We start from the raw sequence: 21288 nt of genomic DNA, 5'->3' as shown, positions 1-21288 counted from the left end.
GAAAATGGCTGTAGAATTCCTTATTAGAATTCAGTGCAATTTTTCATTGTTGTATGGGAAGGGATAAGTATTATTCATAAGCAGGTCCCAGTCCCCCCTGTTGTTCATCCGTAAGTTCTAAGTTGAAAGCATATTGTATCTGTGTTGAACATTTCCGGGAACGTTCCCGGAACGTGGAATAAAAATGATTTATGCTGCTAAAGTATACAATTTTTTGTTTTTCCTAACATTTTGTTTCATTTTTTTTCTTTTGCTTACACTTTTGCCGACGAATAACGCGGGATGAGCTTGGAACCCAATATGATATGATTGTTCTGGGGAGGGGTCCCTTCCAGTACTTTGAACAGCATTTCTGCAGCATGGGTGCCTAGATCATAGGCTGGCTGGGTAATGGTGCTCAATGCAGGATTGAGCAGAGAGGCAATTTCCAGGCTGGAAAAGCTCACCACTTTCACATCCTTCGGGATATTGATACCCTGATCATGGCAAACGTAATAACTTGAAATAGCCAGGCGCTCTACTGCCGTGAAGAGACCGTCAGGCCGCTCATGCACCAGGAAATCTGTCAGGATCTGGTAGTTTTTGTCGTAGTCATTGCTACAATCCACTACCAGCTGTTCCTGGAATGGAATACCGGCATCCTGCAAGGCATCTCTGTAACCCTGCATACGGATATTACCGATGGACATACTTTTATTGATTACCAGGAAAGCAATCTTTTTACAACCCGCCTCTATAAGGTGACGGGTGGCTGAAAATGCACTCGCATAGTCATCAGTGGTTACCTTCGGTACATCTATATCATCATAGACCCTATCGAAGAATACCAGGGGAATCTGTCTGGTACCCGCAGTCTTCAGGTAACGGTGGTCATTGGCTTCCCCGGAGGCAGACATAATGATCCCATCTACACGGCCATTGTACAGCTTTTCGACGAACATTACCTCTTTATCATAATCATCATCCGTGAGGTAAATCAATGTATAGTAGTCTTTCTCTCTTGCTACACGTTCAATGCCATGGATGGCCTGGGAGAAGAAGTTATTCGCGATTTCCGGTACGATGATGGCGATAGTATTACTTCGCTTATCCCGTAAGTTGCTGGCATGGTGGTTTGGCTGGTAGTTGAACTCCTTTGCTGCAGACAAAATTCTTGCTTTAGTTTCAGGATTGATGTCACTATTACCCCTGAATGCCCTCGAAACAGTAGAAGTGGATAGGTTGAGCTTTTCTGCTAATCGTTTTATATCAACACGCTCCATAAAAGTTGGTTTTTGAACCTAAGAGGACCAAGGTAGAGAAAATAGTGGAATTGGAAAAACGATTCATTAGGTTACAGGTCAACCCGGCTAAGGATCGTGAAGGTTAAAAGTAAGAAACCCATCCCTCCTAAGCATGATACACCCAGATAAAAATAAGACTGCAACAGAATGAAAGCAACACAATTTGTATAATACTAATTCGCATCACCTTTTTCCTGTCAAAGCCCAGCCACCTTTTAAATAAAAGCGTTAACAGCAATGAAATCACTGATATAATACCAATCAGCACCAGGGCATATTTTACGAGGGAGAGCAATAACTCATTATCATCTATACCAGGTGATACAGCGGGAGATTCAAGAAAACTAAAAAAATACCCCGCCGTCTTATTCAAAAAATATAACCACCCCATATAATAGGCAGCACCTGCATTCAACCCCAACAACAATAAATAATATATCACCTTGACTATTATCTTCATACCCACAATATACACTTTCCTCCCTGACCACAATCATTCCCCTGCCTAACCAATGTGTTTGTCCCCCCAGATTTCCCAACCTATTTTTGAACCAACGAATAAAAGATAAAAATGTCTTTTATTCTATACCCGATAAGCAGCTCAAACACTTATACCATGACCAGACTCAAATTTCTATTCTGCGTATTCCTCAGCGCATGGTTGCTGAACGCCTGTTCCAGCTCCACACCAGAACAAACTAAAATACCACCTACGGAAATAAAAGTCGTAGGTGAAAGCATCGCCGAACTCACCTCTCCCCCACTAGTACCGAAACCAATAGGTAACAGGGAAGCGACCAAACTCATTGTAAACATGGAAATTGTTGAGAAAGAAGGGACGATGGCCGATGGTGTAAAATACCTCTACTGGACTTTCAACGGCACCGTGCCCGGTAGCTTTATCCGTACCCGTGTGGGCGACGAAGTGGAATTTCACCTGAAAAATCACCCTAACAATAAACTGCCTCACAACATCGACCTCCATGCCGTAACCGGTACTGGTGGCGGTGCTGCCTCCTCCTTCGTGGCCCCCGGTCATGAAGTGACCTTCTCCTTCAAAGTGCTGAACCCTGGCCTCTTCGTATACCACTGCGCCACCGCTCCTGTAGCTATGCACATTGCAAACGGTATGTATGGCCTGATCCTCGTTGAACCGGAAGGTGGCCTGCCTCCTGTCGATAAAGAATACTATATCATGCAGGGGGACTTCTATACCAAAGGTAAAAATGGTGATCCCGGTCTGCAACCATTCGATATGCAGAAAGCCGTCGACGAACGTCCTGATTACGTTGTATTCAACGGCCGTGTAGGTTCACTCACAGGTGATAATTCACTGAAAGCTAAAGTTGGCGAAACCGTACGTCTCTTTGTAGGTAATGGTGGTCCTAACATGGTATCCTCCTTCCACGTTATCGGCGAAATCTTCGATCATGTAAATGTTGAAGGCGGCGGCCTGGTTAACCACAACGTACAGACGACTTTAATTCCTGCAGGTGGTGCGTCTATCGTGGACTTTAAATGCGAAGTACCTGGCACTTTTGTAATCGTAGACCACTCCATCACCCGTACTTTCAACAAAGGCTCCCTGGGCATGCTGACTGTGACCGGCGATGAAAATAAACAAATCTATTCCGGTAAGCAAACCGAAGGCATCTACCAGCCTGAAGGCAGTACCATCCAGAACATGCCTGGTGAAAAAGTACCTGATGCACCTAAAGCGACCAGTCATGAAGAAAGAGTTGCACTGGGTAAATCTGTCTTTGCTAAAACTTGTCAGGCCTGCCACCAGGAGAATGGTCAGGGTATTCCAAACGCCTTCCCTCCCCTTGCAAAATCTGATTTTCTCAATGCAGATGTAAACAGGGCGATCGGCGTAGTACTGCATGGTAAAACAGGCGAAGTAATGGTGAATGGAGCTAAATTCAATGGCGTAATGCCAGCACAGGTACTGAGTGATGAAGAAATAGCCAACGTGCTCACGTTCGTTTACTCCAGCTGGGGCAACAAGAAACAGGAAATTAAACCGGCAATGGTTGCTTCTCAAAGAGCTCACTAATGAAAACAACAATCCTTTCTGTCACAGGTATCTGTTTCGCCGTATCCTGCACCCGCGTTCCGGCGCAGCAGGAGATGACCACCCCCATGCTACAGGTTACCCTGTCACCTGTAAATGATACCGTAAAGATGACTGAAGTGAAAAGTGGCGTTTACACTCCCTTCTTTGGCAAAAAAGATACTTCAATTTTGGTACGGGGATTCATGATGGACGTGGTCCCCGTCACCAATAGCCGCTTCCTGGAATTTGTAAAACGTAATCCGCAATGGCGGCGTTCACAGGTAAAACGCATCTATGCAGAAAGCAATTACCTGTTGAACTGGACGAACGATACCACGCTATCGCCTGCTATGGATCCGGAAGCACCCGTGACCAACATCTCCTGGTTTGCGGCCAAAGCTTACTGTGATGCTGCCGGTAAATCACTGCCCACTGTAGATCAATGGGAATATGCCGCCATGGCTGATGAAACGACTGAAGATGCACGCAACAAAACATCCTACAACAAAGACATTCTCAGTTGGTATGAAAAACCCAACACCGCCGGCAATCGTGTGCACCAGACACCTGAAAATGTATGGGGCATTGCCGATCTGCATGGATTGGTCTGGGAATGGACGGCCGATTTTAATGAAGTAATGTTATCAGGTGAATCAAGAAAAGATGTATCTAACGATGCAGCTAAATTTTGTGGCAGTGGCTCCATAGGTGCGACCGACCTGATGAACTATGCGGCCTTTATGCGCTTTGCCTTCCGTGGAAGTTTAAAAGCAAATTATTGCGTACAGAACCAGGGCTTCAGAGCTGTTAAAAACCTGTAATTATGAAAAGGATCATCTGCTTACTCTTTGCTTTTTGCATGGCATGTAAGCACCCCGCACCAACTCCTGATAAGGTATCCGATGAGTCGATTTTTAACCTGAGTGCTACCTGGCATACGGAAAAAGGGAAATCTATCCAGCTGAAAGAGCTGAAAGGGAAAGTACTGGTAGTGGTAATGATTTATACATCCTGCAAAGTAGCCTGCCCAAGACTGGTCGCTGATATGCAGGACATTCGTAAAAATGTGGGTAACAACGATAAAGTGCAATATGTACTGGTAACAATCGATCCGGAAACCGATACACCTGCAAAACTAAAAGAATTTGCAATTTCGAAAGAGATGGACGGCGATGAATGGACCTTTCTGCAAGGCAATCCTGAAACGGTCCGTGAATTCGCTAACGTGCTGTCTGTTAAATATAAAGAGATCTCACCGATGGACTTCTCTCATTCAAACATCATCAGCGTCTTCAGTCCCCGAGGGGAACTACTGCATCAGCAGGAAGGCCTTGGAGTCAATAACAAAGAGACGATAGCTGCCATCTTACAAGCAGCCAACCATTAACAGTAGGAGCTCGTATTAAAAGTAAGCTGGTGGCCTGAAAAATTCAAAAATGAATATTCTTCCATCAGGTATCCGGATTAATTCCCGGATATTTACTTTTGATATAAGCTCTTTTCCTTTTTAAGTTAATATATATTTATATTTGTCAGTATATTTACCTATAATGCGAAAGTGAAAAGGGACAATTATTGTTAACACTAACCCGAACTATAAATACCCAAATTATGGCCATCAATTTACAGAAGGGACAAAGAATAAACATCGGCTTAAACAAGATCACTATCGGATTAGGTTGGGACCCAAATGACGGAACCGGATACGCTTTCGACCTGGATGCCTCCGCATTTATGCTGGACGACAAACGCCTCATTCCCGCCGAAGGCTTTTTCGTATTCTATGGTAATGCCGATTCCGATGATATCTCATTACACCACTCCGGCGATGATCCTACCGGTGGCAACAGTGATGGTGGTGATGATGAGAGTATCAAAGTAGATCTCTCCTTAGTAGACGACCGTGTCCAGGAAATTCTGTTTGTTGTGACCATCCACGAAGCCCAGCAACGCAGGCAAACCTTTGGCCAGGTACGCAACTCCTACATCCGCATCGTCGACGATGCAAACGGTCAGGAAATAGCCAGGTACGAACTGGGAGAAGACTTCTCCATCGAAACAGCTGTGGAATTCGGACGACTCTACAAGCGGAACGATCAGTGGAAATTTGAAGCATCCGGTATCGGCTACAGGGAAGACCTCGCTTTCTTCCTCTCCCGGCATTTCAAGGGACAAATCATTAAATAATCCATATGGCTATCAACCTGCAAAAAGGTCAAACCATTGACCTTAGAAAAAATGATCATGGAGATGCGATACACGATCTTTCTACTGTAACGATTGGATTGGGATGGGATGTGAGGAAACAGGAAGGCGGATTCTTCAGCAAGCTTTTCGGCAACAGCCAGGATGCGGAATACGATCTGGATGCCATCGCATTCCTCCTGGATGCAAATGGTAAAGTGGCAAACCTGGGAAAAACCATGCGTACCAGCGATGGCAGAAATGTAGGCCTCCACGAGGGAGATGTCATTTTCTTTAATTCCATGCGTCACCCCTCAGGGCATATCTGGCTCACAGGCGATAACAGAACCGGTGCCGGCGACGGCGATGATGAACAAATCATTGTAAAGCTCAACTCGCTGGATCAACGCTATCAACGCATCATCTTTGTAGTGTCCATCTATCAGGGACAACGCAATAACCAACACTTCGGCCTCATCGAAAACGCTTTCATCAGGGCAATAGATACCAATGGTAAAGAAATCACCAGGTACAGCCTCTCAGGCGATGCAACGCTGAACGGCATGTGCTCTATGGTCTTTGCAGAAGTATACAGAAAAGATGATAGCTGGAAGTTCAGGGCCCTCGGTGAGCCTTATCAGACTGATAGTTTTGTTGAAATCCTGAAAAAATACATGTAAATCATGAGACGTTTACCCGTTTATTTACTGATAGATACCTCCGGATCTATGGCAGGTGAGCCTATTGAAGCTGTAAAGAATGGTGTGCAGGTGATGATCAGCTCTCTGCGACAAAACCCACAGGCCATTGAAACCGCCTTTCTCAGCGTCATTACCTTCGATACTACTGCCAAACAAATCATTCCGCTCACTGACCTGGTATCCTTCCAGATGCCGGATATCAAAGCATCAGGTGTCACTGCATTAGGCGATGCCCTGAAGCTCTTAAGCACCTGTCTTGACAACGAAGTGAAGAAAACCAGCGCCGAAAGCAAAGGTGACTGGAAGCCCCTCGTCTTCATCATGACCGATGGTATTCCCACCGACGATAACTGGCAGGATGGCCTGAATGAATTCAAAAAACGCAAGGTAGGCAATACCATAGCCTGTGCTGCCGGTCATAGTGCCGACCCTAAAATACTGAAACAGATCACGGAAAATGTAGTAAGCCTCGATACCGTAGATAGCGCCGGCGTATCCAAATTCTTTGCATGGGTAACCGCTTCTATCGGCGTAGCTTCTATGAAAGTGGAAGACAGCGGCAAAGAAGTGGGCGGCATCAACGAACTACCTGCTCCCCCTTCTGAACTGAATATTGTAACCTGATAAATACTTTAACCATACATGAGAAGACTACCCGTTTATCTGTTGCTGGATACCTCCGGATCTATGAACGGTGAACCCATACAGGCATTGAACAATGCATTGAGTGGTATGATCGCTAACCTGCGATCAGATCCACTAGCTATGGAAACCCTTTGGATCAGCATCATCACCTTCGATAAAGAAGTAAAGGAAGTACTGCCACTGACAGACCTACCCTCCTACAATCTGCGGGAGATCACCTGCCCGAAAAGCGGCCCTACACATACCGGACAAGCCCTTGAGTTTGTCTACGGAAAAGTAAAACAGGAGATCCGGAAAGGTACTGATACCCAAAAGGGCGACTGGCGACCGTTGCTTTTCATCTTCACTGATGGTAATCCAAATGATCTGTACCTGTACCAGGAAATGATTCCACAAGTCAAATCACTGAACTTCGCATCCATAGTCGGTTGTGCCGCAGGCCGCCTGTCGAACGATGAGTTCCTGAAAGAACTCTGTGATGTAGTCGTACACCTGGATGTAGCAGATAGTACTACCCTGAAAAGCTTCTTTAAATGGGTATCAGAAACCATTGAGCATGGTAATAAGAGCATGGGTACTACAGATACCATTGATCTGCCGCCTCCTCCTGATGAGATTCATTTTGTTATTTAAACCAATCGTATGCGAAGACTACCTATATATTTCCTGATTGATGTATCTGAGTCAATGGTGGGCGAACCGATCTCACAGGTGGAAGAAGGGATCTCTACCATTATCCAGGCCCTGAAAACCGACCCTACTGCCATTGAAACAGTCTGGATCTCCATTATCGCATTTGCTGGAAAAGCAAAGACCATCCTCCCCTTGCAGGATATCATCAGCTTCTATCCACCTAAGTATCCCATTGGCAGCGGTACATCGCTGAGCAATGGTTTAAGACACCTGATGAATGAACTGGATAGCAATGTTAAGAAGACCACTCCTACCACTAAAGGCGACTGGAAACCGCTTATCTTCCTATTCACCGATGGTGTGCCGACTGACAATACAGATCCCGTGATCACTGAATGGAAACAGAGATGGCAAAGATCTGTGAACCTCGTGGCTGTGTCCTTCGGCAGTGAAGCCAATGCAGGTATCTTAGCTCAGCTGACAGAACATGTGCTGTTCTTCAAAAATGCCAACATCGATTCTTACAAATACTTCTTCAAGTGGGTGACGGCATCTATCACTACCACCAGCGTAAATATTGAAAGCAATGGTACAGGCATAAATTTAGAAAAAACAGATAATGACTGGCTGTCTAAAATAGATATCTCCAAAAGCGCTCCTGTCATGCAGCTGGTAGACGATAACTATGTAGTGTTACTCGCAAAGTGCCAGCAATCCAGCCGTCACTACCTCATCAAATACAGGAAAAATATCGGTAATAATACCTGGGGAGATCTGCAGCTCCAAACCCGTTCTTACTTACAGGTGGGCGCTTATCCTTTGAAAGATGATTATTTCGAATTGTCTGATGCCTCAGCCGGCAACCATAAGATCAATACGGCGGAACTGGTCGGTGCACCTACCTGCCCCTGCTGCAGCAACCAGTTTGCCCTGGCGCAATGCAGTTGTGGCAAGATTCATTGTATTGGCTATGAGGAAATGAATACCTGCCCATGGTGTGGCAAGACATCCAGGTATGTCGTGGTAGAAGATGGCGGAGGATTTGATGTAAACCGTACACAGGGCTAAATAATGAAAAAGAGCAGAATTAACGATATCATAGCAGCACATATCAGTATTCCGAACGGGAGTGTGAATAAGCCTTACCAGGCGGTAGTGGATTTCGAAAAATGGAATATGGGAGATGTGATTTTCTCTGAATGGAAAGGATTAGCCGATATTGGTTTAACTTATAATAGTGAACGTAAAACAATTGAAGGTAATCCTACTGTAAGCGGGGACCATAAAATACAATTACATTTCTGCCTGGAAGGTGAACCTATCCATGTCAAGATCTTAAACCTGATCATCAATCCAGATCCGAGAAGTTTGTGGAAAGATCTTCCAAGTGATGTGAATGATCCTTATGCAAAGCCAGATGATGCCACAGCCTATGCCCTGATGGGTGACAGGAAGTTGGTGGTATCTTCTAAACGTGGCCGCTCGCATAAGAATGCAGGCACTTTCAGAGACGATGATTTTGCCTTTTATAATTTTGATGAAAAGGGATGGTCCCTCATAGCAGTGGCTGATGGTGCCGGTAGCAGCGCGTTTTCAAGAAAAGGCGCTGAGATAGCCTGCAATGCGACCATTGAATATTTCAAACAATACTTTGCGGAGAACAAGGAAAAAGAAATAGAAGACGCCGCCCCCGATGCCATTACCGCTATCGCTAAAAAACACATGTACCAGGCTGTGAAATATGTGTACGGTCAAATAAAAGAAGAAGCAGAACAACATGCTGCCGCAAACCCTGCCCTGTTCAATCATAAAAACAAGACAGTACTTGAATACTACCATACTACCCTGATCTTCGCACTCTTAAAACGATTTGATTTTGGTTACCTCATGATGACTTTTGGCGTAGGGGATTGTCCAATCGTATTATTGAAAGAAGATGAGGTAAAATTATTGAACCGCCTGGACGTGGGCGAATTTGGCGGAGGTACCAGGTTCCTCACGCAGGCAGCAATCTTCCATTCAAAAGAAATTCCCATGGAATCGAGGTTTAACGTCTCCATAGAACAGGATTTCTCTTACCTTTTCTTAATGACCGATGGTATTTACGATCCTAAATTCGAAGTAGAAAATAATCTGCAGCACCTGGCTCACTGGAAGGATTTTATGGAAGACCTGCATGGGAATAATGAAGCAAAAGCAGAGGTTGATTTTTCCCAACCATTAAATGAGGTAGCCCAAAGTTTATCCGGCTGGATGGACTTCTGGAGTCCCGGCAATCATGATGACCGAACATTGGCAATAATATACTAGGCTATGGCTGTAAAAGTTGTGAATTCGATAATAAATCCTGGAAAGACGTATCAGTACATTGATAACGGCGACCCGATGAAGGGAGGCATGAAAGATGTATACTTCAGTCCTGACAAGTCGTACGTAGTTGCTATTTACAGAACCGACCCTGATTACAATTCCAAAGAACGGCTCAGGAAAATCGTCACACAGTACTTTGACAGCTTCTTTAATAAAGAAGGTGGCAGCTATTACAAATCGCTTTACAGCTGGCCGGTAGATGTCGTAGAGATAGATAAAAAAACAGGCATCATCGTGCCCGTTTACAGCAGCAACTTCTTCTTCAAAAAAGGCTATGCCAACAATGACCTGCTCAGGGGCCGGGAAAAAGAAGGTAAATGGTTTGCCAGTGCCCGCTTCAGATCACCTAAGTCAAGAACAAAACTGGATGATTCCGAATTAGGTGACTGGCTCAGTTATTTCCAGGTAGGCGTTAACATTGCCCGGGGTGTAAAGCGACTGCATGCCGCTGGCTTAGCACATTCTGACCTCTCTTATAAAAATGTATTGATTGATCCGGTCAGTAAAACAGCCGCCATCATCGACATTGATGGCCTCGTTGTTCCTAATTTATATCCCCCCGATGTATTGGGAACAGCGGATTTCATTGCTCCTGAAGTACTGGCTACAAAGCACCTGGGAAAAAATGACCCTGCACGTAAACTCCCCAATCGCTTAACTGATCTTCATGCCCTGGCAGTATTGATCTACATGTACCTTTTTTACCGCCATCCCTTACGCGGAGGTAATTATTTCGGACCCATAGAATCAGAGAAGGAAGAAGAGCTCTTAATGGGCCAAAAGGCTTTGTTCATTGAGCATCCTACGGACAGCAGCAACCGGAACTTTGTACGGGAGTATGGGGATAACATGGCAATCTATTATCCATGGACGGACCTGAACAAAACGCCTTACACCATAGCCGGCCCTTACCTGAAAGAACTCTTTGACCAGGCATTTATCAAAGGACTGCATGATCCCGTACAGCGGCCTACTGCCGATGCATGGGAACAGGCACTCATCAAGACCAATGACCTGAAGTTAAAATGTGCGAATGCCACCTGCAATCAGAAATGGTTTATCTATAATAATACCAGGCAAACCTCCTGCCCCTTCTGTGGCACACCCTACAATGCCAGCATTCCTGTACTGGACCTGTATTACCAGTTTAAACCCAATGTATGGAAGCCGGACAATTTAAGACTGGTTGTCTATCACAACGCGACCTTACATTACTGGCATGTCAACAGGAATATTCTAAGAAATGAACGCCTTAACAACAACCTGAAAGAAAGGGTAGGCTACTTCTCTTTCCACAATGGTCAATGGCTGTTTGTGAATGAAAAATTAACCACTGCAAAGGATATCACGCGGGGTGTGGAGATAGAAATAGGTACATCCGTGGTATTGGAAGATGGGATCAAACTTTTATTGTCGAGGGAAGAAGGGGGAAGAGTAGTGATCATTACATTTGCAAATACAAAGGAGTAATTAATTGAACCATACAATTCTTACAAAGTACTAATCCATCCACGTAAAATGATCAGGTTACTCAATATTCTGCTCCGTATAGCTGGTGTATTTGCCATCCTTCTATTATCCGGCTTCTCTTATTTACGCTTTGCAAAAGTCAGGGGCAATGCGCTCAAAATTAACACCTGGGAGAAAAGGGTGAAACAATACATGGATCTCCCCCAAACCAGCGTATACCTGGCCAGTGATAAAGACATCTATATCGCCGGGGAAAACCTCTGGTACAATGCCTTCATCCTGGATGCACAAACAGTGGAACTTTCCGAACTGGATCACATCCTCTACCTGCAGCTGGTCAATACCGATACGGATTCTACTGTCTGGAAAGAAATGTACCCGGTAGTCCATGGCACCTCCTCCGGTCATGTTTACCTGGCCCCGGGCCTCCCGGCAGGTAAATACATCCTAAGGGCCTATACTGCACATTCTTTCTTCCGGGATCAAAAAAATCTATATGCAGTGGCTCCAGTTCAAATCGTAAAGGAAGCCGCTGCTATCAAAAACTATGGCCGCCCTGCAGCAACAAGCTCCATCGAACCAGGAAAAAGACTCAACATCCGGATCTCCGGCATCCAGGCCGCCTACACCTCCAAAGAACTGGTCAGCTTAAAAATCACCAGTACCGATGCCACTGGCAAACCCATGCCGGCAGTAATCAGTGTAAGCATCTTTGACCGGCTATTTAACAACCCGGCCATCGATCATGATATTACATCTTACTATTATGAAAAGAAAGAAAACTATCTTACTAAACAGCCTTTTCTACCTGACAGCATCTCCGGACAGGTGCTGGGTAAAAAGATGACAAAGCAATCGCTGATGCTGTTTAACTACAATAAAAGCGTCACACATTTTCTCTCTACAGACAATAATGGAAAGTTTTTCCTGGATGCAGAAAACCTTTCCATCGGTCAGCGATTTTTTATAAAGTACTTTTCAGAAAAAGACCTGCACTTCAAGATAGCCGATCCTTTTGATACGATCTTAGCACTGCCTGTCACAGACAGGTATAAAGAAAAAACACTCCTCAATACAGATCATGAGGTAGCTACTAACAGACTTCAATACAACAACCTGCTTAAGGAAATTGTAGTCAGATCAACAGGCAGGGAATTCGCAGATCCATATCTGGGTTACTTAGACAGCATTGCAAAATTTGAAGGCAATACGGATTTTGTAGGTCAATGCGGCTGGTTAAATTGTCCGGCCTGTGGCAGTGGTACCAAACCCATAGAAGGCCAGGTCTATTCAGAATTGAAGCCTGGTAAAAAAATATCTGTCAGCAGTCATCCTTTTTCATTCGGTGGGGATGACTATATCAAACAGCCTTATCACTATCCAAAATACGCTGAAGCAGCACTCCTGGAAAAATTTAAAATGGTGGTGACTAAAGGTTTTTACCAACACACCCCATTCTATTCTCCTGATTACGAAAAAGAAGACAGGCAACTCAGTGATACACGCAATGTACTTTACTGGAATCCACTCATCATTACTGATCAAAATGGTGAAGCCATCATTCAATTTTATACTTCTGATATCAAAGCCGCTTTCATAGGAAGAGTAGCGGGTGTCAGCCTTCATGGTTATGTAGGTTCGGAGCAATTCAGCTTCCCTGTAAGATGAGATGCGCCTGCCTGGTTATTTCACATCCGGACACATCATCTTACTCTCCGCATATAGATTCGTACCTCCATACCGTTGCTTCAACACATCCAGGTAATGTGAATGAAACGCTTTTTCATCACTCCTGGAATAATCATAAACCGGCCCGGTACTAAACTTCCTGTCCTTTACATAAGCCGCCCTATCCTTATCGCACACACTCATCATCAGCAACACTTTCGCACACAACTCCTTCTGCCCCTGCCCATTCGCCAGGGCCTTTTGATACATTCCCATTGCTGCCTCACACCTGTAGTACGCCGCCTGGTAATTCCTGTTCAAATCGCTATGCGCATATTCATCCCATCCTATTCCATAATAGTAATCTGCATTCTCTCCTTTGCCATAATTCGCCAGCATCCAGCAACGCCCTCCAAAGGAAATATTATACAGTGCATTCCCCATCCTGTAATACAAGCGTGCAGTCTGCGGTGCCTGCTTCAGACTGTCACTCAGCAGAACGATATCCTTTAATATAGCCCGCTTATCTGCCATGGCATAGGCTTTTTTATGCTGCGTTTCCCCAGGTACCAGGTAATCCGGACTACCGATATACTTCCGCGTCAGGAACATACTATATTCATAATTATCCCGCCAGAAAAACGGGTTCATCTGCTCGGCCACGGCCAGCGCCTCATGGAAACGTTCCTGCCTTACCAGCAGTGATAGTTTCAGGTCTTTATAAAAATCATCAGGTGCCCAGACCCTGGGTGAAATGAACTTTTCAAACGCTGATTTACGCTTTGCATGCTTAAACGCCAATAGTTTATCCACATCCTCAGGCACTGCATGCTGATCGAAATAAGAAATCCTGCGATAGCTGATCTTTGTTGTATCCTCCTCATACACAAAACCATGGTATCCATTCACCAGCATATCCGCCCGCTGAAACAGGAGCCCGGCTGTGATCACATCCTGCTGTTTTTCATATTGCTGACTCATCATCAGCAATAAACAGGGTAATCCATTATCTATATCTCCCTGATAAAGGTCCTGGTCTCCCCGCAGTTTAGCACCTAACTGCAGCAGTTCATTCAACTGTACAGCAAAAGTTGCTTTTACAGAATCGCTTTTTAAATCAGCTGTATGTATAGCGGCGGCCAACTGCTCGGTGATCCATTGACGGCGATACAGTTTATTGCTGCCTGGATCAATGTTATGCAGACAAGCCAGTGCCCTTGTATATTCGCCATCCATATTATAAAGGTGTGCTACCGCCAGGGCATAGACCAGGTGATTACTATCCGGCTTTGAGAGAATGCTTTCCAGGTAAGTTCTCACTGTACGCAGGTAAACCTGGTCCTTCAGCAGGTTTTTCTTTGCATAATATGCATAAGTGGTATCCAGTGTTCTTTTCTCCCAATTTTTCTCCGCCCCGTAAGTATTCTCCTTAATCCGGGAATTAAATCCAAGCACCTGCGGACTCATCACCCAATCCTCCAGCTTATTCACTTCTCTCACCACCAGCATGGGTAGGTATTGATACCGGGGAGCCGTTCTGTGGATAGCCTGGATAATGTGCAGCGCTCTGCCGGGCTCCTTCAATCCCCTGATAAACCAGGCGGCCGGAAAGTTGGGATCTTTCCTGAGCAAAGTATCCAGCTCCTTCGTGCTAAGCGTGGTATAGATATATGCTTTCTTCTCCTCACTTCTTTCAAAAGTCTGGCAGAGCAATTTCACCTTGTCATCCTGACTAAAGGCATAATACAGCATGCCCCAGTCCGCCACAATGGTGGAATGCCCTTTCAGGTAGGTTTCGTACATCACGGCCAATGAATCCCGCTTACCTGCACCTCCATAATAAATCAGTTTCACCAGCTGGAAAGCATAGCGCTCCTTTAAAAAAGGATTGCTTGTCCTGGCAAATGCTTCTTTGCCCTGTTGATAGAGCTTTTTCGTTTGCTCCGTTCCCCCATTGTCATTGCCGGTTTCCCATGGGTCATAATTGCCAAACTGGTTAAACTCTACCTGCTTTGCAAATGCCATATAATCCAGGAAAGGCTTATTGGCAGGCTGCAGCAAGGCCTGTAAAAAAGAATTATCCCTGATGGTATCCCATTCATGATGGCGGTAAGCATACAAAAAGTCATCAGGACTCATCTCGTATTGGATACTATAAATATCAGGAATCCGGCCCCCCAACTGTTGCTGCCATTCCCGGCAATTGCGCTGGTAATCTTTCTTCTGAGGATCGCCATCACGCAATATGCTCAGGTTGATATTGTAATTGAGGTCTTTCAGCCCCGGCGCATTCGACAGCTCAGGCTGAAACAGGACAAAGCGGTAATCATCATAGATATAATTCGGGCCACAACTCCAGGTCCGCATCCAGGGGATAAATAATAATAACAGTGTACTAATAATCTGCAAAAGTCTCTTGTATGATGTCTTCATATGCAGCAATTGAGTTTGGGTCCCAATGATAAAATGTAACATGCCTGTATGCGGGCACTTTTCGCATAGCCAGATCAATGGCGGATTTCAGTGTATTGGAATCAGGGTATTCCCGGCGCAGCAGGTCTCCCTCCCTGAAAAACCGGCCATCCAGTGTGGTATCCCTGCTGATCAGGCTTTTGGAATTGAGAATCCCCACCTTCGTCACCTCGTCTCCATCGTGCACAATACCCCTGAACTGATTGCCCCTGAACCAGGCGTACCAGCCAAAAATGGGGAAAGACACATCCAGGGGCAGCGGATAATGTGTGCCCACCAGGTAGGAAGTCAGTACCTTTTTATCAAAAACGGAATTAGCGGTAGCCAGTTTATCGATGCGGTCCATATTATAGCACATCAACATCCCCCTGTCAATGGGCGGAATGCCCATTTTGCGGTAGTATTTATAGGGATAAAGCCGAATGGTAGCCGAGAGCTCCTTTTCCTTATTTAGCGCCTTAAAAGCCCGGAGAAAGTGGAAATATTTATCCTTCGTGGCTGGTGTCCAGTCACAGTCAATCTGGACCTCTTTGTGCAGACCTTCCCTCCTGGCAATGATCTTTGGTTTCTCCTCCAGCCAGTTCATGCCTACCTTGTACGCCTGCCCCGCTGCATGCTCTTCAAAACCGGCAGTCATATCATTAATTTTGGCCGTTATCTTGCCCGCCAACCACTCACAGCTGTCTTCGCCCATAGTTTCGAAGGTGCGGTTCGTGATGAATACGACAGGGCAGTAAGTGCCATTGACCATAGGTGTGATATCTGAAAAGTAATAACGGGCACCTTTGGGTACCGGCATCCCAAGTGCCTCACTCCAGTCCACATCGAAGTAATGGATGTAAAAGTGATCAACATGTAATTTCCTGATAAGTCCTGTATCAGTAGACGGGTCGGACTCATTATCGAATTTCCAGTAATAAAAGGCATGGGACCCCTGTTTGGGTTGATGTGCACAACCCAGCAAAATAGGTAACAATAAAATGAGGTAACGCATGAAAAGGAATTGCCCTATAAAGGTAGAATTCCCTTAGATATCAATGGTGGGTAAAATTCAAATTCACACAAAATGGTGATTACTTCATCCTGTTCAATCCGTTCATCACCCCGGCAATATCTTTCATCACCCGCCTGGTCTTATCTGCATTTCCTTCAGCTTCGGCAAACGAGTTCTTAAGTACCAGCAGACTATCCATAATACTCGCAGAGCAGGTTCCGTACTTTTCCAGGATGGTGAACACTTCCTCCAGTTGAGGAGCGGCATAGCTATGAATTTTGAATGTATAAGGCGGGTCAAGAAAGTACAATTTGATCTCCGCCATCCGCACAGTATCCGTATTATTCATTTTCATACTGCAAAGGTACGACAAATAAAAAAACTGGCAGGGATGATTCCTGCCAGTTTAGTACAATCCATATTGTGCGCGCAATATGTCTAATTGTTAAAAAATCTCTTTTTTTAGTTCAGTTTTTCATAAATGCCTGTGCTGTGGAAGATAAAAAAACACATTGTAAGGGAAAGATGGCATGTGGTTTATTCGAAATCATCGCATAGTGTTAATTCTAATATATCTGTTGCCATATGCCCGGATAGTCTACCACATATCCGTCCTTGTCTACAATTAACTCTGAAATGTAGCCAGAGTCTTCATTTTCATACTTGTAAATCTGACTACCCTTGTTGAGGTACCGCTGTTTCACTGTTTTAATGACACCATGTCTTACATCCACATACACTACCTTAATGTCCTGCCCCTCACCTTTTGTGAGCTGCAGCCTGTTGATAGGCAATGTATTTGTAAAAGGGGTAAAAGAGATGTCAACATCTATGCAGCCATCAAAGGCTTCCAGGTGTTCTCCCTTTTCATTTAACCACTGTTGTAATTCATTCTTATACAACTCAATGGTATAATTCTGCTCAGACATCACTTCTATGAATACAGTCTGTGCCTCCCAACGTGGATTGAGTGTGAGCGTATACCTTACCTGCCAGGGCTTTTCGTAGCCTTCGCCGGTAATATATCCCTTGACGGTAGTCATCTCTTCCTTTTCAATACTGACAAACTCAGTCAGATTGAGCATACTGTTTTTCCAAACTTTTATCTTTTGCATATCTTAATTTATGAATTTTAATCGTTCTCTTCAAATAGAAATGCAAAAACTTAACTTCAATATAATTGCAGAAGAATAGATTATATTTGATAACAATATATTTCCTATACATATTTACTTCTGTATGCTTGAAACTATCATTTTGTTACTCCTGATTGTTATTCTTGTGTTCGTCCTCCTTACTAAAAGTGAAATGCAGGCACAAATGAGGGCTCTCCACTTCCGGCTGGACGAACTAAGATCAGCTCAGCGGGAAAGGGACAATACAACGGTTATCAACACCGCTCCTCCTCCGGTTTATACGCCACCTCCTGCTTATACACCAGCACCGGCACCCGGGCCTGAAGCATCACCACCACCGCCACCACCTGTAATTAAACCTGTGCCTGTGCAGGTGAGCGAACCAGCACCAGAGAGGGAGGAAGTAATTGCTACAACAACTATCCACGTTGACCTTACTCCTCCGCCCGCACCCGCTCCCACCTTCTGGGAGAAGTATCCCGACCTGGAGAAATTCATTGGTGAAAACCTCTTCAATAAAATTGGAATCGGGATCCTGGTCATCGGTATCGGGTTCTTCCTGAAATACGCGATAGACAAAAACTGGATCAACGAAACAGGCCGTACCTTCATCGGTATCTTATGCGGCGGCATCCTGCTTGGTATTGCACACCGTATGCGTAAATCCTTTGCTGCCTTCAGTTCTGTGCTGGTAGGCGGTGGTGTGGCTGTATTGTATTTCAGTATTACAATTGCATTTCAGCAATACCATCTCATCGGTCAGACACTGGCCTTCATCATGATGATCCTGATCACTGCATTCACCGTGATCTTATCGATCAGCTACAATCGCGTAGAACTGGCGGTGCTCGGCATTTTAGGTGGCTTTACAGCGCCCTTCCTCGTGAGCACCGGGAGTGGTAGTGCAGCTGTATTGTTTACATATATTCTCATTCTGAATATGGGTATGCTGGTGCTCGCTTATTTTAAAAAGTGGCACCTCGTCAATGTCATATCTTATCTCGCTACAGTGCTCTTGTTTGGCACATGGCTCTCTTACAGCATCAGCACCGAAACACCGGCCAAACCAGTTCCTTATATCACTGCACTGGTATTTGCCACCCTGTTTTACATCATCTTCTTCCTGATGAATGTGGTGAACAAAATTCGCCTGCACATGAAATTCAAGGCACCGGAAATGGTCCTGCTGCTCAGCAATACCTTCCTGTACTATACTGCCGGTATGGTAATCCTGTCACACCTTCATGGTGGTATGTTCCAGGGCCTCTTCACGGCTATGATTGCTGTCTTCAATTTCATCTTTGCTTATGTGCTGCGCAAGAACAAGTATGCTGACCGGCTCCTGATTTATTTCCTGATCGGCCTGGTCCTCTCCTTCCTGAGTCTTGCAGCACCTATACAGTTGAATGGGCATTTCATCACCTTGTTCTGGGCAGCAGAGAGTGTATTGCTCCTGTACCTGTACCAGCGTTCTGGTATTAAGCTGATGAAAAATGCATCGCTCCTTGTATTGATTCTTACAGCGATCAGCCTGATCATGGACTGGTGTAAGGTGTACAACTACCACATGACAGATATGGCACCGGTGATCAACAGGGGCTTTGTGACAAACCTGGTTTGCATCGCAGCATTATATCTCTACATTAAATTCCTGGCCAGGGAACAGGAAGATAAGTTCCTGCCCCTAATACCATTGCCACAGCTGAAATTATCGCTGAACATTTTATTCATTGCACTGATTTATGCTACTGTACAACTGGAAGTATATTTCCAGTTCTATCACTATGCAGCACCCATCGCAGGCCTGATGTCGCACTTCGTTAACTACATTAGCCTGTGTATATTACTGTATATCAGCAGCAAGGGGCATGTACTGTTCAGGTATATCATCATGGCGCTCACATTCATTGCATTCCTGGTATACATCGGTGATAACAGCACTGCGATCGGGTTCCGCAATGCATGGCTCAGCGGGGAGAAATATGGCAGTTTCTTCGGATCCTATTTCATTATTCCTCCTGTTGCTATTGCCATGGTGTATATGCTTTGGAAATACATCAAACCCCTGTTCAGCAATAAACAGGTATTCCTGCTGCAGGTGCTGAATACACTGGTGGTATTGTTTACAATCAGTGCATTGCTGGATCACCTGGTAGTACTGATCGCTTTCCATCCGGGTGCGAATATTCACAACATTGTTCATAGTAATCAAAAGACAGGCTATAGCATCTTATGGGGTACCTATGCTTTTGTACTGATGTTCCTGGGCTTAAAATGGGCCGACAAAAATGTGCGGATCATCGCGATTGGACTCTTTGGTATCACTATCCTGAAACTTTTCCTCATCGACATCAGCAGTCTTTCTGAAGGTGGTAAGATCGCCGCATTTATTTCACTTGGCGTGTTACTGCTGATCATTTCCTTTATGTATCAAAGATTGAAAAAAATCATCCTGGATGACAAACAAGAACAAGAAGTTTAGTGCATTCTTCATCATATTATTCCTGTGCAGTACATCCTTGACTGCACAGGATTTTTCAGCTGGGCCTTCCAAAAAATTCTCCTGGCAGGCAGTAATCCACAAAGTAGACAGGAGCGGGTTTTATAATATCCTGCTCGATCCAACATTGATGGCCCATAGCGAGGCACCCGATTATGCGGATTTCCGGATTTACCAGGATAAAAAAACAGAAGTCCCCTACCTGTTGAGAACAGCGCCTATCCGCTATGATATTGCAGCTGTCAGATCTTTCCCGCTTATAGAAAATAAGCAGGTGGCCAACGGCACTTCTTCTTTTATTTTCAGTAATGAAACCGGCAACCCGATAAATTATGTAACACTCGGAATCAAAAACTCCTGGGTGAAAAAACACATGAATGTGACCGGGAGCAATGACCTGAAACAATGGTATGGCCTGGTGCCTGAATTTGTGTTTGATCCTGCTAATCCGCAGATCCTGCTGCCATCTACAGATTATAAATACATCCGTCTGCTCATCAATGATTCAGGCAGCGCACCACTCAATATTACAGGTGCAGGTCAGTATTATAACGAGGTAAAACAAACCAGGGCACTGACCGTTCCTTCCGGTAAAATGATCATCAGCAATGCCAACAAAACAACTACGATCAAGCTGGCGTTTGCACATGAATACGTGATCGACAATCTTCTTTTCAATATCACAGGGCCCTCCCTCTATAAGCGACAGGCCTGGGTAAACGGGGAATCGTTCACACTGACTTCTACCAAACCGAATGAAATTGCGTTGTTTCATGCACTCAAAACGGATACCCTCCTTATCCACATCGAAAACCAGGACAATCCTCCTTTAACAATTGAGGGCATAGCAGCCTGGCAACTACCGCGATACCTCACGGCCTACCTGGAAAAAGACAAATCATACCAGATCCTGATGGGCAATCCGAAACTTCCTGCCCCACAATACGATCTCTCCTATTTTGCGGATAGCCTCAGCAGGGAATTGCCAGAGATCACGATTGATAATGGGAGCATGCAGGCTATTGCTAAACCGGCAGGCGTAGCAACACAAGGTTTCACGCTCTTTAGCAGCAAGGGGTGGATCTGGATCGCCATTGTCGGCATCATCGTTCTGCTGGGCTTTATGGCCCTCCGCATGCTCCGCGATATGCAGGAAAAAAAGTGATACGCACATCC

The 21288-nt window shown here is 45.0% G+C and carries 19 protein-coding genes; 13 read left to right on the top strand and 6 right to left on the bottom strand.

Annotation, left to right across the window (positions count from 1 at the left end; genetic code table 11):
* Nucleotides 1-254: 254 nt before the first annotated feature.
* The gene (locus DXN04_RS25430; RefSeq protein WP_116856220.1) at nucleotides 255-1262 is read right to left on the bottom strand and encodes a LacI family DNA-binding transcriptional regulator; all 1008 of its coding nucleotides are present in this window, start codon (nucleotides 1260-1262) and stop codon (nucleotides 255-257) included.
* Nucleotides 1263-1389: 127 nt separating this feature from the next.
* Nucleotides 1390-1743, bottom strand: coding sequence for a hypothetical protein (locus DXN04_RS25425; RefSeq protein ID WP_116856219.1), 354 nt, complete (start codon nucleotides 1741-1743; stop codon nucleotides 1390-1392).
* A 156-nt stretch (nucleotides 1744-1899) separates the two neighbouring features.
* On the opposite strand from DXN04_RS25425, the gene nirK reads away from it, so the two are divergent.
* The 11 genes from nirK to DXN04_RS25370 all read left to right on the top strand — a co-directional run bounded on the left by nirK (nucleotide 1900) and on the right by DXN04_RS25370 (nucleotide 13010).
* The gene (gene nirK, locus DXN04_RS25420; protein WP_199415134.1) at nucleotides 1900-3339 is read left to right on the top strand and encodes a copper-containing nitrite reductase; all 1440 of its coding nucleotides are present in this window, start codon (nucleotides 1900-1902) and stop codon (nucleotides 3337-3339) included.
* A complete protein-coding gene (locus tag DXN04_RS25415; RefSeq protein ID WP_199415133.1) occupies nucleotides 3339-4160 on the top strand; it encodes a formylglycine-generating enzyme family protein in 822 nt (273 codons plus the stop codon). The genes nirK and DXN04_RS25415 overlap by 1 nt, the downstream gene beginning before the upstream one ends.
* Before the next feature lie 2 nt (nucleotides 4161-4162).
* Nucleotides 4163-4726, top strand: a complete 564-nt coding sequence (locus tag DXN04_RS25410; RefSeq protein ID WP_116856217.1) for an SCO family protein — start codon at nucleotides 4163-4165, stop codon at nucleotides 4724-4726.
* 224 nt (nucleotides 4727-4950) lie between these two features.
* Nucleotides 4951-5526 (top strand): TerD family protein, encoded by a 576-nt coding sequence (locus DXN04_RS25405; RefSeq protein WP_116856216.1) that lies wholly within the window; start codon nucleotides 4951-4953, stop codon nucleotides 5524-5526.
* Nucleotides 5527-5531: 5 nt separating this feature from the next.
* Entirely contained in the window at nucleotides 5532-6203 is a 672-nt protein-coding gene (locus DXN04_RS25400; RefSeq protein ID WP_116856215.1) for a TerD family protein, read from the top strand.
* A gap of 3 nt (nucleotides 6204-6206) precedes the next feature.
* Nucleotides 6207-6848 (top strand): vWA domain-containing protein, encoded by a 642-nt coding sequence (locus tag DXN04_RS25395; RefSeq protein WP_116856214.1) that lies wholly within the window; start codon nucleotides 6207-6209, stop codon nucleotides 6846-6848.
* 18 nt (nucleotides 6849-6866) lie between these two features.
* Nucleotides 6867-7502, top strand: a complete 636-nt coding sequence (locus tag DXN04_RS25390) for a vWA domain-containing protein (RefSeq protein ID WP_116856213.1) — start codon at nucleotides 6867-6869, stop codon at nucleotides 7500-7502.
* Between the two features lie 9 nt (nucleotides 7503-7511).
* Nucleotides 7512-8570, top strand: coding sequence for a TerY-C metal binding domain-containing protein (locus tag DXN04_RS25385; protein ID WP_116856212.1), 1059 nt, complete (start codon nucleotides 7512-7514; stop codon nucleotides 8568-8570).
* 3 nt (nucleotides 8571-8573) lie between these two features.
* Nucleotides 8574-9812 carry a PP2C family serine/threonine-protein phosphatase gene (locus DXN04_RS25380; RefSeq protein ID WP_116856211.1) on the top strand — a complete coding sequence of 413 codons (1239 nt, stop codon included), beginning with the start codon at nucleotides 8574-8576 and terminating at the stop codon, nucleotides 9810-9812.
* Nucleotides 9813-9815: 3 nt separating this feature from the next.
* Nucleotides 9816-11342: a helix-hairpin-helix domain-containing protein gene (locus tag DXN04_RS25375; RefSeq protein WP_116856210.1), complete on the top strand. Its 1527-nt coding sequence runs from the start codon at nucleotides 9816-9818 to the stop codon at nucleotides 11340-11342.
* Between the two features lie 48 nt (nucleotides 11343-11390).
* Complete coding sequence (locus DXN04_RS25370; protein ID WP_116856209.1) at nucleotides 11391-13010, top strand: hypothetical protein; 1620 nt, start codon at nucleotides 11391-11393, stop codon at nucleotides 13008-13010.
* A 15-nt stretch (nucleotides 13011-13025) separates the two neighbouring features.
* Here DXN04_RS25370 and DXN04_RS25365 read toward each other — a convergent pair whose 3' ends face one another.
* The 4 genes from DXN04_RS25365 to DXN04_RS25350 form a co-directional block, all read right to left on the bottom strand.
* Nucleotides 13026-15443, bottom strand: a complete 2418-nt coding sequence (locus DXN04_RS25365) for a hypothetical protein (RefSeq protein WP_147320060.1) — start codon at nucleotides 15441-15443, stop codon at nucleotides 13026-13028.
* Nucleotides 15406-16476: a hypothetical protein gene (locus DXN04_RS25360; protein ID WP_116856207.1), complete on the bottom strand. Its 1071-nt coding sequence runs from the start codon at nucleotides 16474-16476 to the stop codon at nucleotides 15406-15408. The genes DXN04_RS25365 and DXN04_RS25360 overlap by 38 nt, the downstream gene beginning before the upstream one ends.
* Nucleotides 16477-16555: 79 nt before the next feature.
* A complete protein-coding gene (locus DXN04_RS25355) occupies nucleotides 16556-16831 on the bottom strand; it encodes a hypothetical protein (RefSeq protein WP_116856206.1) in 276 nt (91 codons plus the stop codon).
* A gap of 211 nt (nucleotides 16832-17042) precedes the next feature.
* Complete coding sequence (locus DXN04_RS25350; RefSeq protein WP_116856205.1) at nucleotides 17043-17591, bottom strand: putative glycolipid-binding domain-containing protein; 549 nt, start codon at nucleotides 17589-17591, stop codon at nucleotides 17043-17045.
* A gap of 124 nt (nucleotides 17592-17715) precedes the next feature.
* Here DXN04_RS25350 and DXN04_RS25345 point away from each other — a divergent pair, with 124 nt between their 5' ends.
* Entirely contained in the window at nucleotides 17716-20094 is a 2379-nt protein-coding gene (locus DXN04_RS25345; protein WP_116856204.1) for a DUF2339 domain-containing protein, read from the top strand.
* On the top strand, nucleotides 20069-21277 hold the full coding sequence (locus tag DXN04_RS25340) for a hypothetical protein (protein ID WP_116856203.1): 1209 nt from the start codon (nucleotides 20069-20071) through the stop codon (nucleotides 21275-21277). Before DXN04_RS25345 ends, DXN04_RS25340 begins: the two co-directional genes overlap by 26 nt.
* Nucleotides 21278-21288: the final 11 nt, after the last annotated feature.

The organism is Chitinophaga silvisoli, from assembly GCF_003412465.1.
GTDB classification, from domain to species: domain Bacteria; phylum Bacteroidota; class Bacteroidia; order Chitinophagales; family Chitinophagaceae; genus Chitinophaga; species Chitinophaga silvisoli.
Note: the sequence above shows the minus strand (reverse complement) of the source record. Positions and strands in the feature narration are given on the sequence as shown.

Bases quoted from the DNA above. Each gene is read 5' to 3' on its own strand.
- DXN04_RS25430 (WP_116856220.1), bottom strand. From the start codon at position 1,262: ATGGAGCGTGTTGATATAAAACGATTAGCAGAAAAGCTCAACCTATCC.
- DXN04_RS25425 (WP_116856219.1), bottom strand. From the start codon at position 1,743: ATGAAGATAATAGTCAAGGTGATATATTATTTATTGTTGTTGGGGTTG.
- nirK (WP_199415134.1), top strand. From the start codon at position 1,900: ATGACCAGACTCAAATTTCTATTCTGCGTATTCCTCAGCGCATGGTTG.
- DXN04_RS25415 (WP_199415133.1), top strand. From the start codon at position 3,339: ATGAAAACAACAATCCTTTCTGTCACAGGTATCTGTTTCGCCGTATCC.
- DXN04_RS25410 (WP_116856217.1), top strand. From the start codon at position 4,163: ATGAAAAGGATCATCTGCTTACTCTTTGCTTTTTGCATGGCATGTAAG.
- DXN04_RS25405 (WP_116856216.1), top strand. From the start codon at position 4,951: ATGGCCATCAATTTACAGAAGGGACAAAGAATAAACATCGGCTTAAAC.
- DXN04_RS25400 (WP_116856215.1), top strand. From the start codon at position 5,532: ATGGCTATCAACCTGCAAAAAGGTCAAACCATTGACCTTAGAAAAAAT.
- DXN04_RS25395 (WP_116856214.1), top strand. From the start codon at position 6,207: ATGAGACGTTTACCCGTTTATTTACTGATAGATACCTCCGGATCTATG.
- DXN04_RS25390 (WP_116856213.1), top strand. From the start codon at position 6,867: ATGAGAAGACTACCCGTTTATCTGTTGCTGGATACCTCCGGATCTATG.
- DXN04_RS25385 (WP_116856212.1), top strand. From the start codon at position 7,512: ATGCGAAGACTACCTATATATTTCCTGATTGATGTATCTGAGTCAATG.
- DXN04_RS25380 (WP_116856211.1), top strand. From the start codon at position 8,574: ATGAAAAAGAGCAGAATTAACGATATCATAGCAGCACATATCAGTATT.
- DXN04_RS25375 (WP_116856210.1), top strand. From the start codon at position 9,816: ATGGCTGTAAAAGTTGTGAATTCGATAATAAATCCTGGAAAGACGTAT.
- DXN04_RS25370 (WP_116856209.1), top strand. From the start codon at position 11,391: ATGATCAGGTTACTCAATATTCTGCTCCGTATAGCTGGTGTATTTGCC.
- DXN04_RS25365 (WP_147320060.1), bottom strand. From the start codon at position 15,443: ATGAAGACATCATACAAGAGACTTTTGCAGATTATTAGTACACTGTTA.
- DXN04_RS25360 (WP_116856207.1), bottom strand. From the start codon at position 16,476: ATGCGTTACCTCATTTTATTGTTACCTATTTTGCTGGGTTGTGCACAT.
- DXN04_RS25355 (WP_116856206.1), bottom strand. From the start codon at position 16,831: ATGAAAATGAATAATACGGATACTGTGCGGATGGCGGAGATCAAATTG.
- DXN04_RS25350 (WP_116856205.1), bottom strand. From the start codon at position 17,591: ATGCAAAAGATAAAAGTTTGGAAAAACAGTATGCTCAATCTGACTGAG.
- DXN04_RS25345 (WP_116856204.1), top strand. From the start codon at position 17,716: ATGCTTGAAACTATCATTTTGTTACTCCTGATTGTTATTCTTGTGTTC.
- DXN04_RS25340 (WP_116856203.1), top strand. From the start codon at position 20,069: ATGACAAACAAGAACAAGAAGTTTAGTGCATTCTTCATCATATTATTC.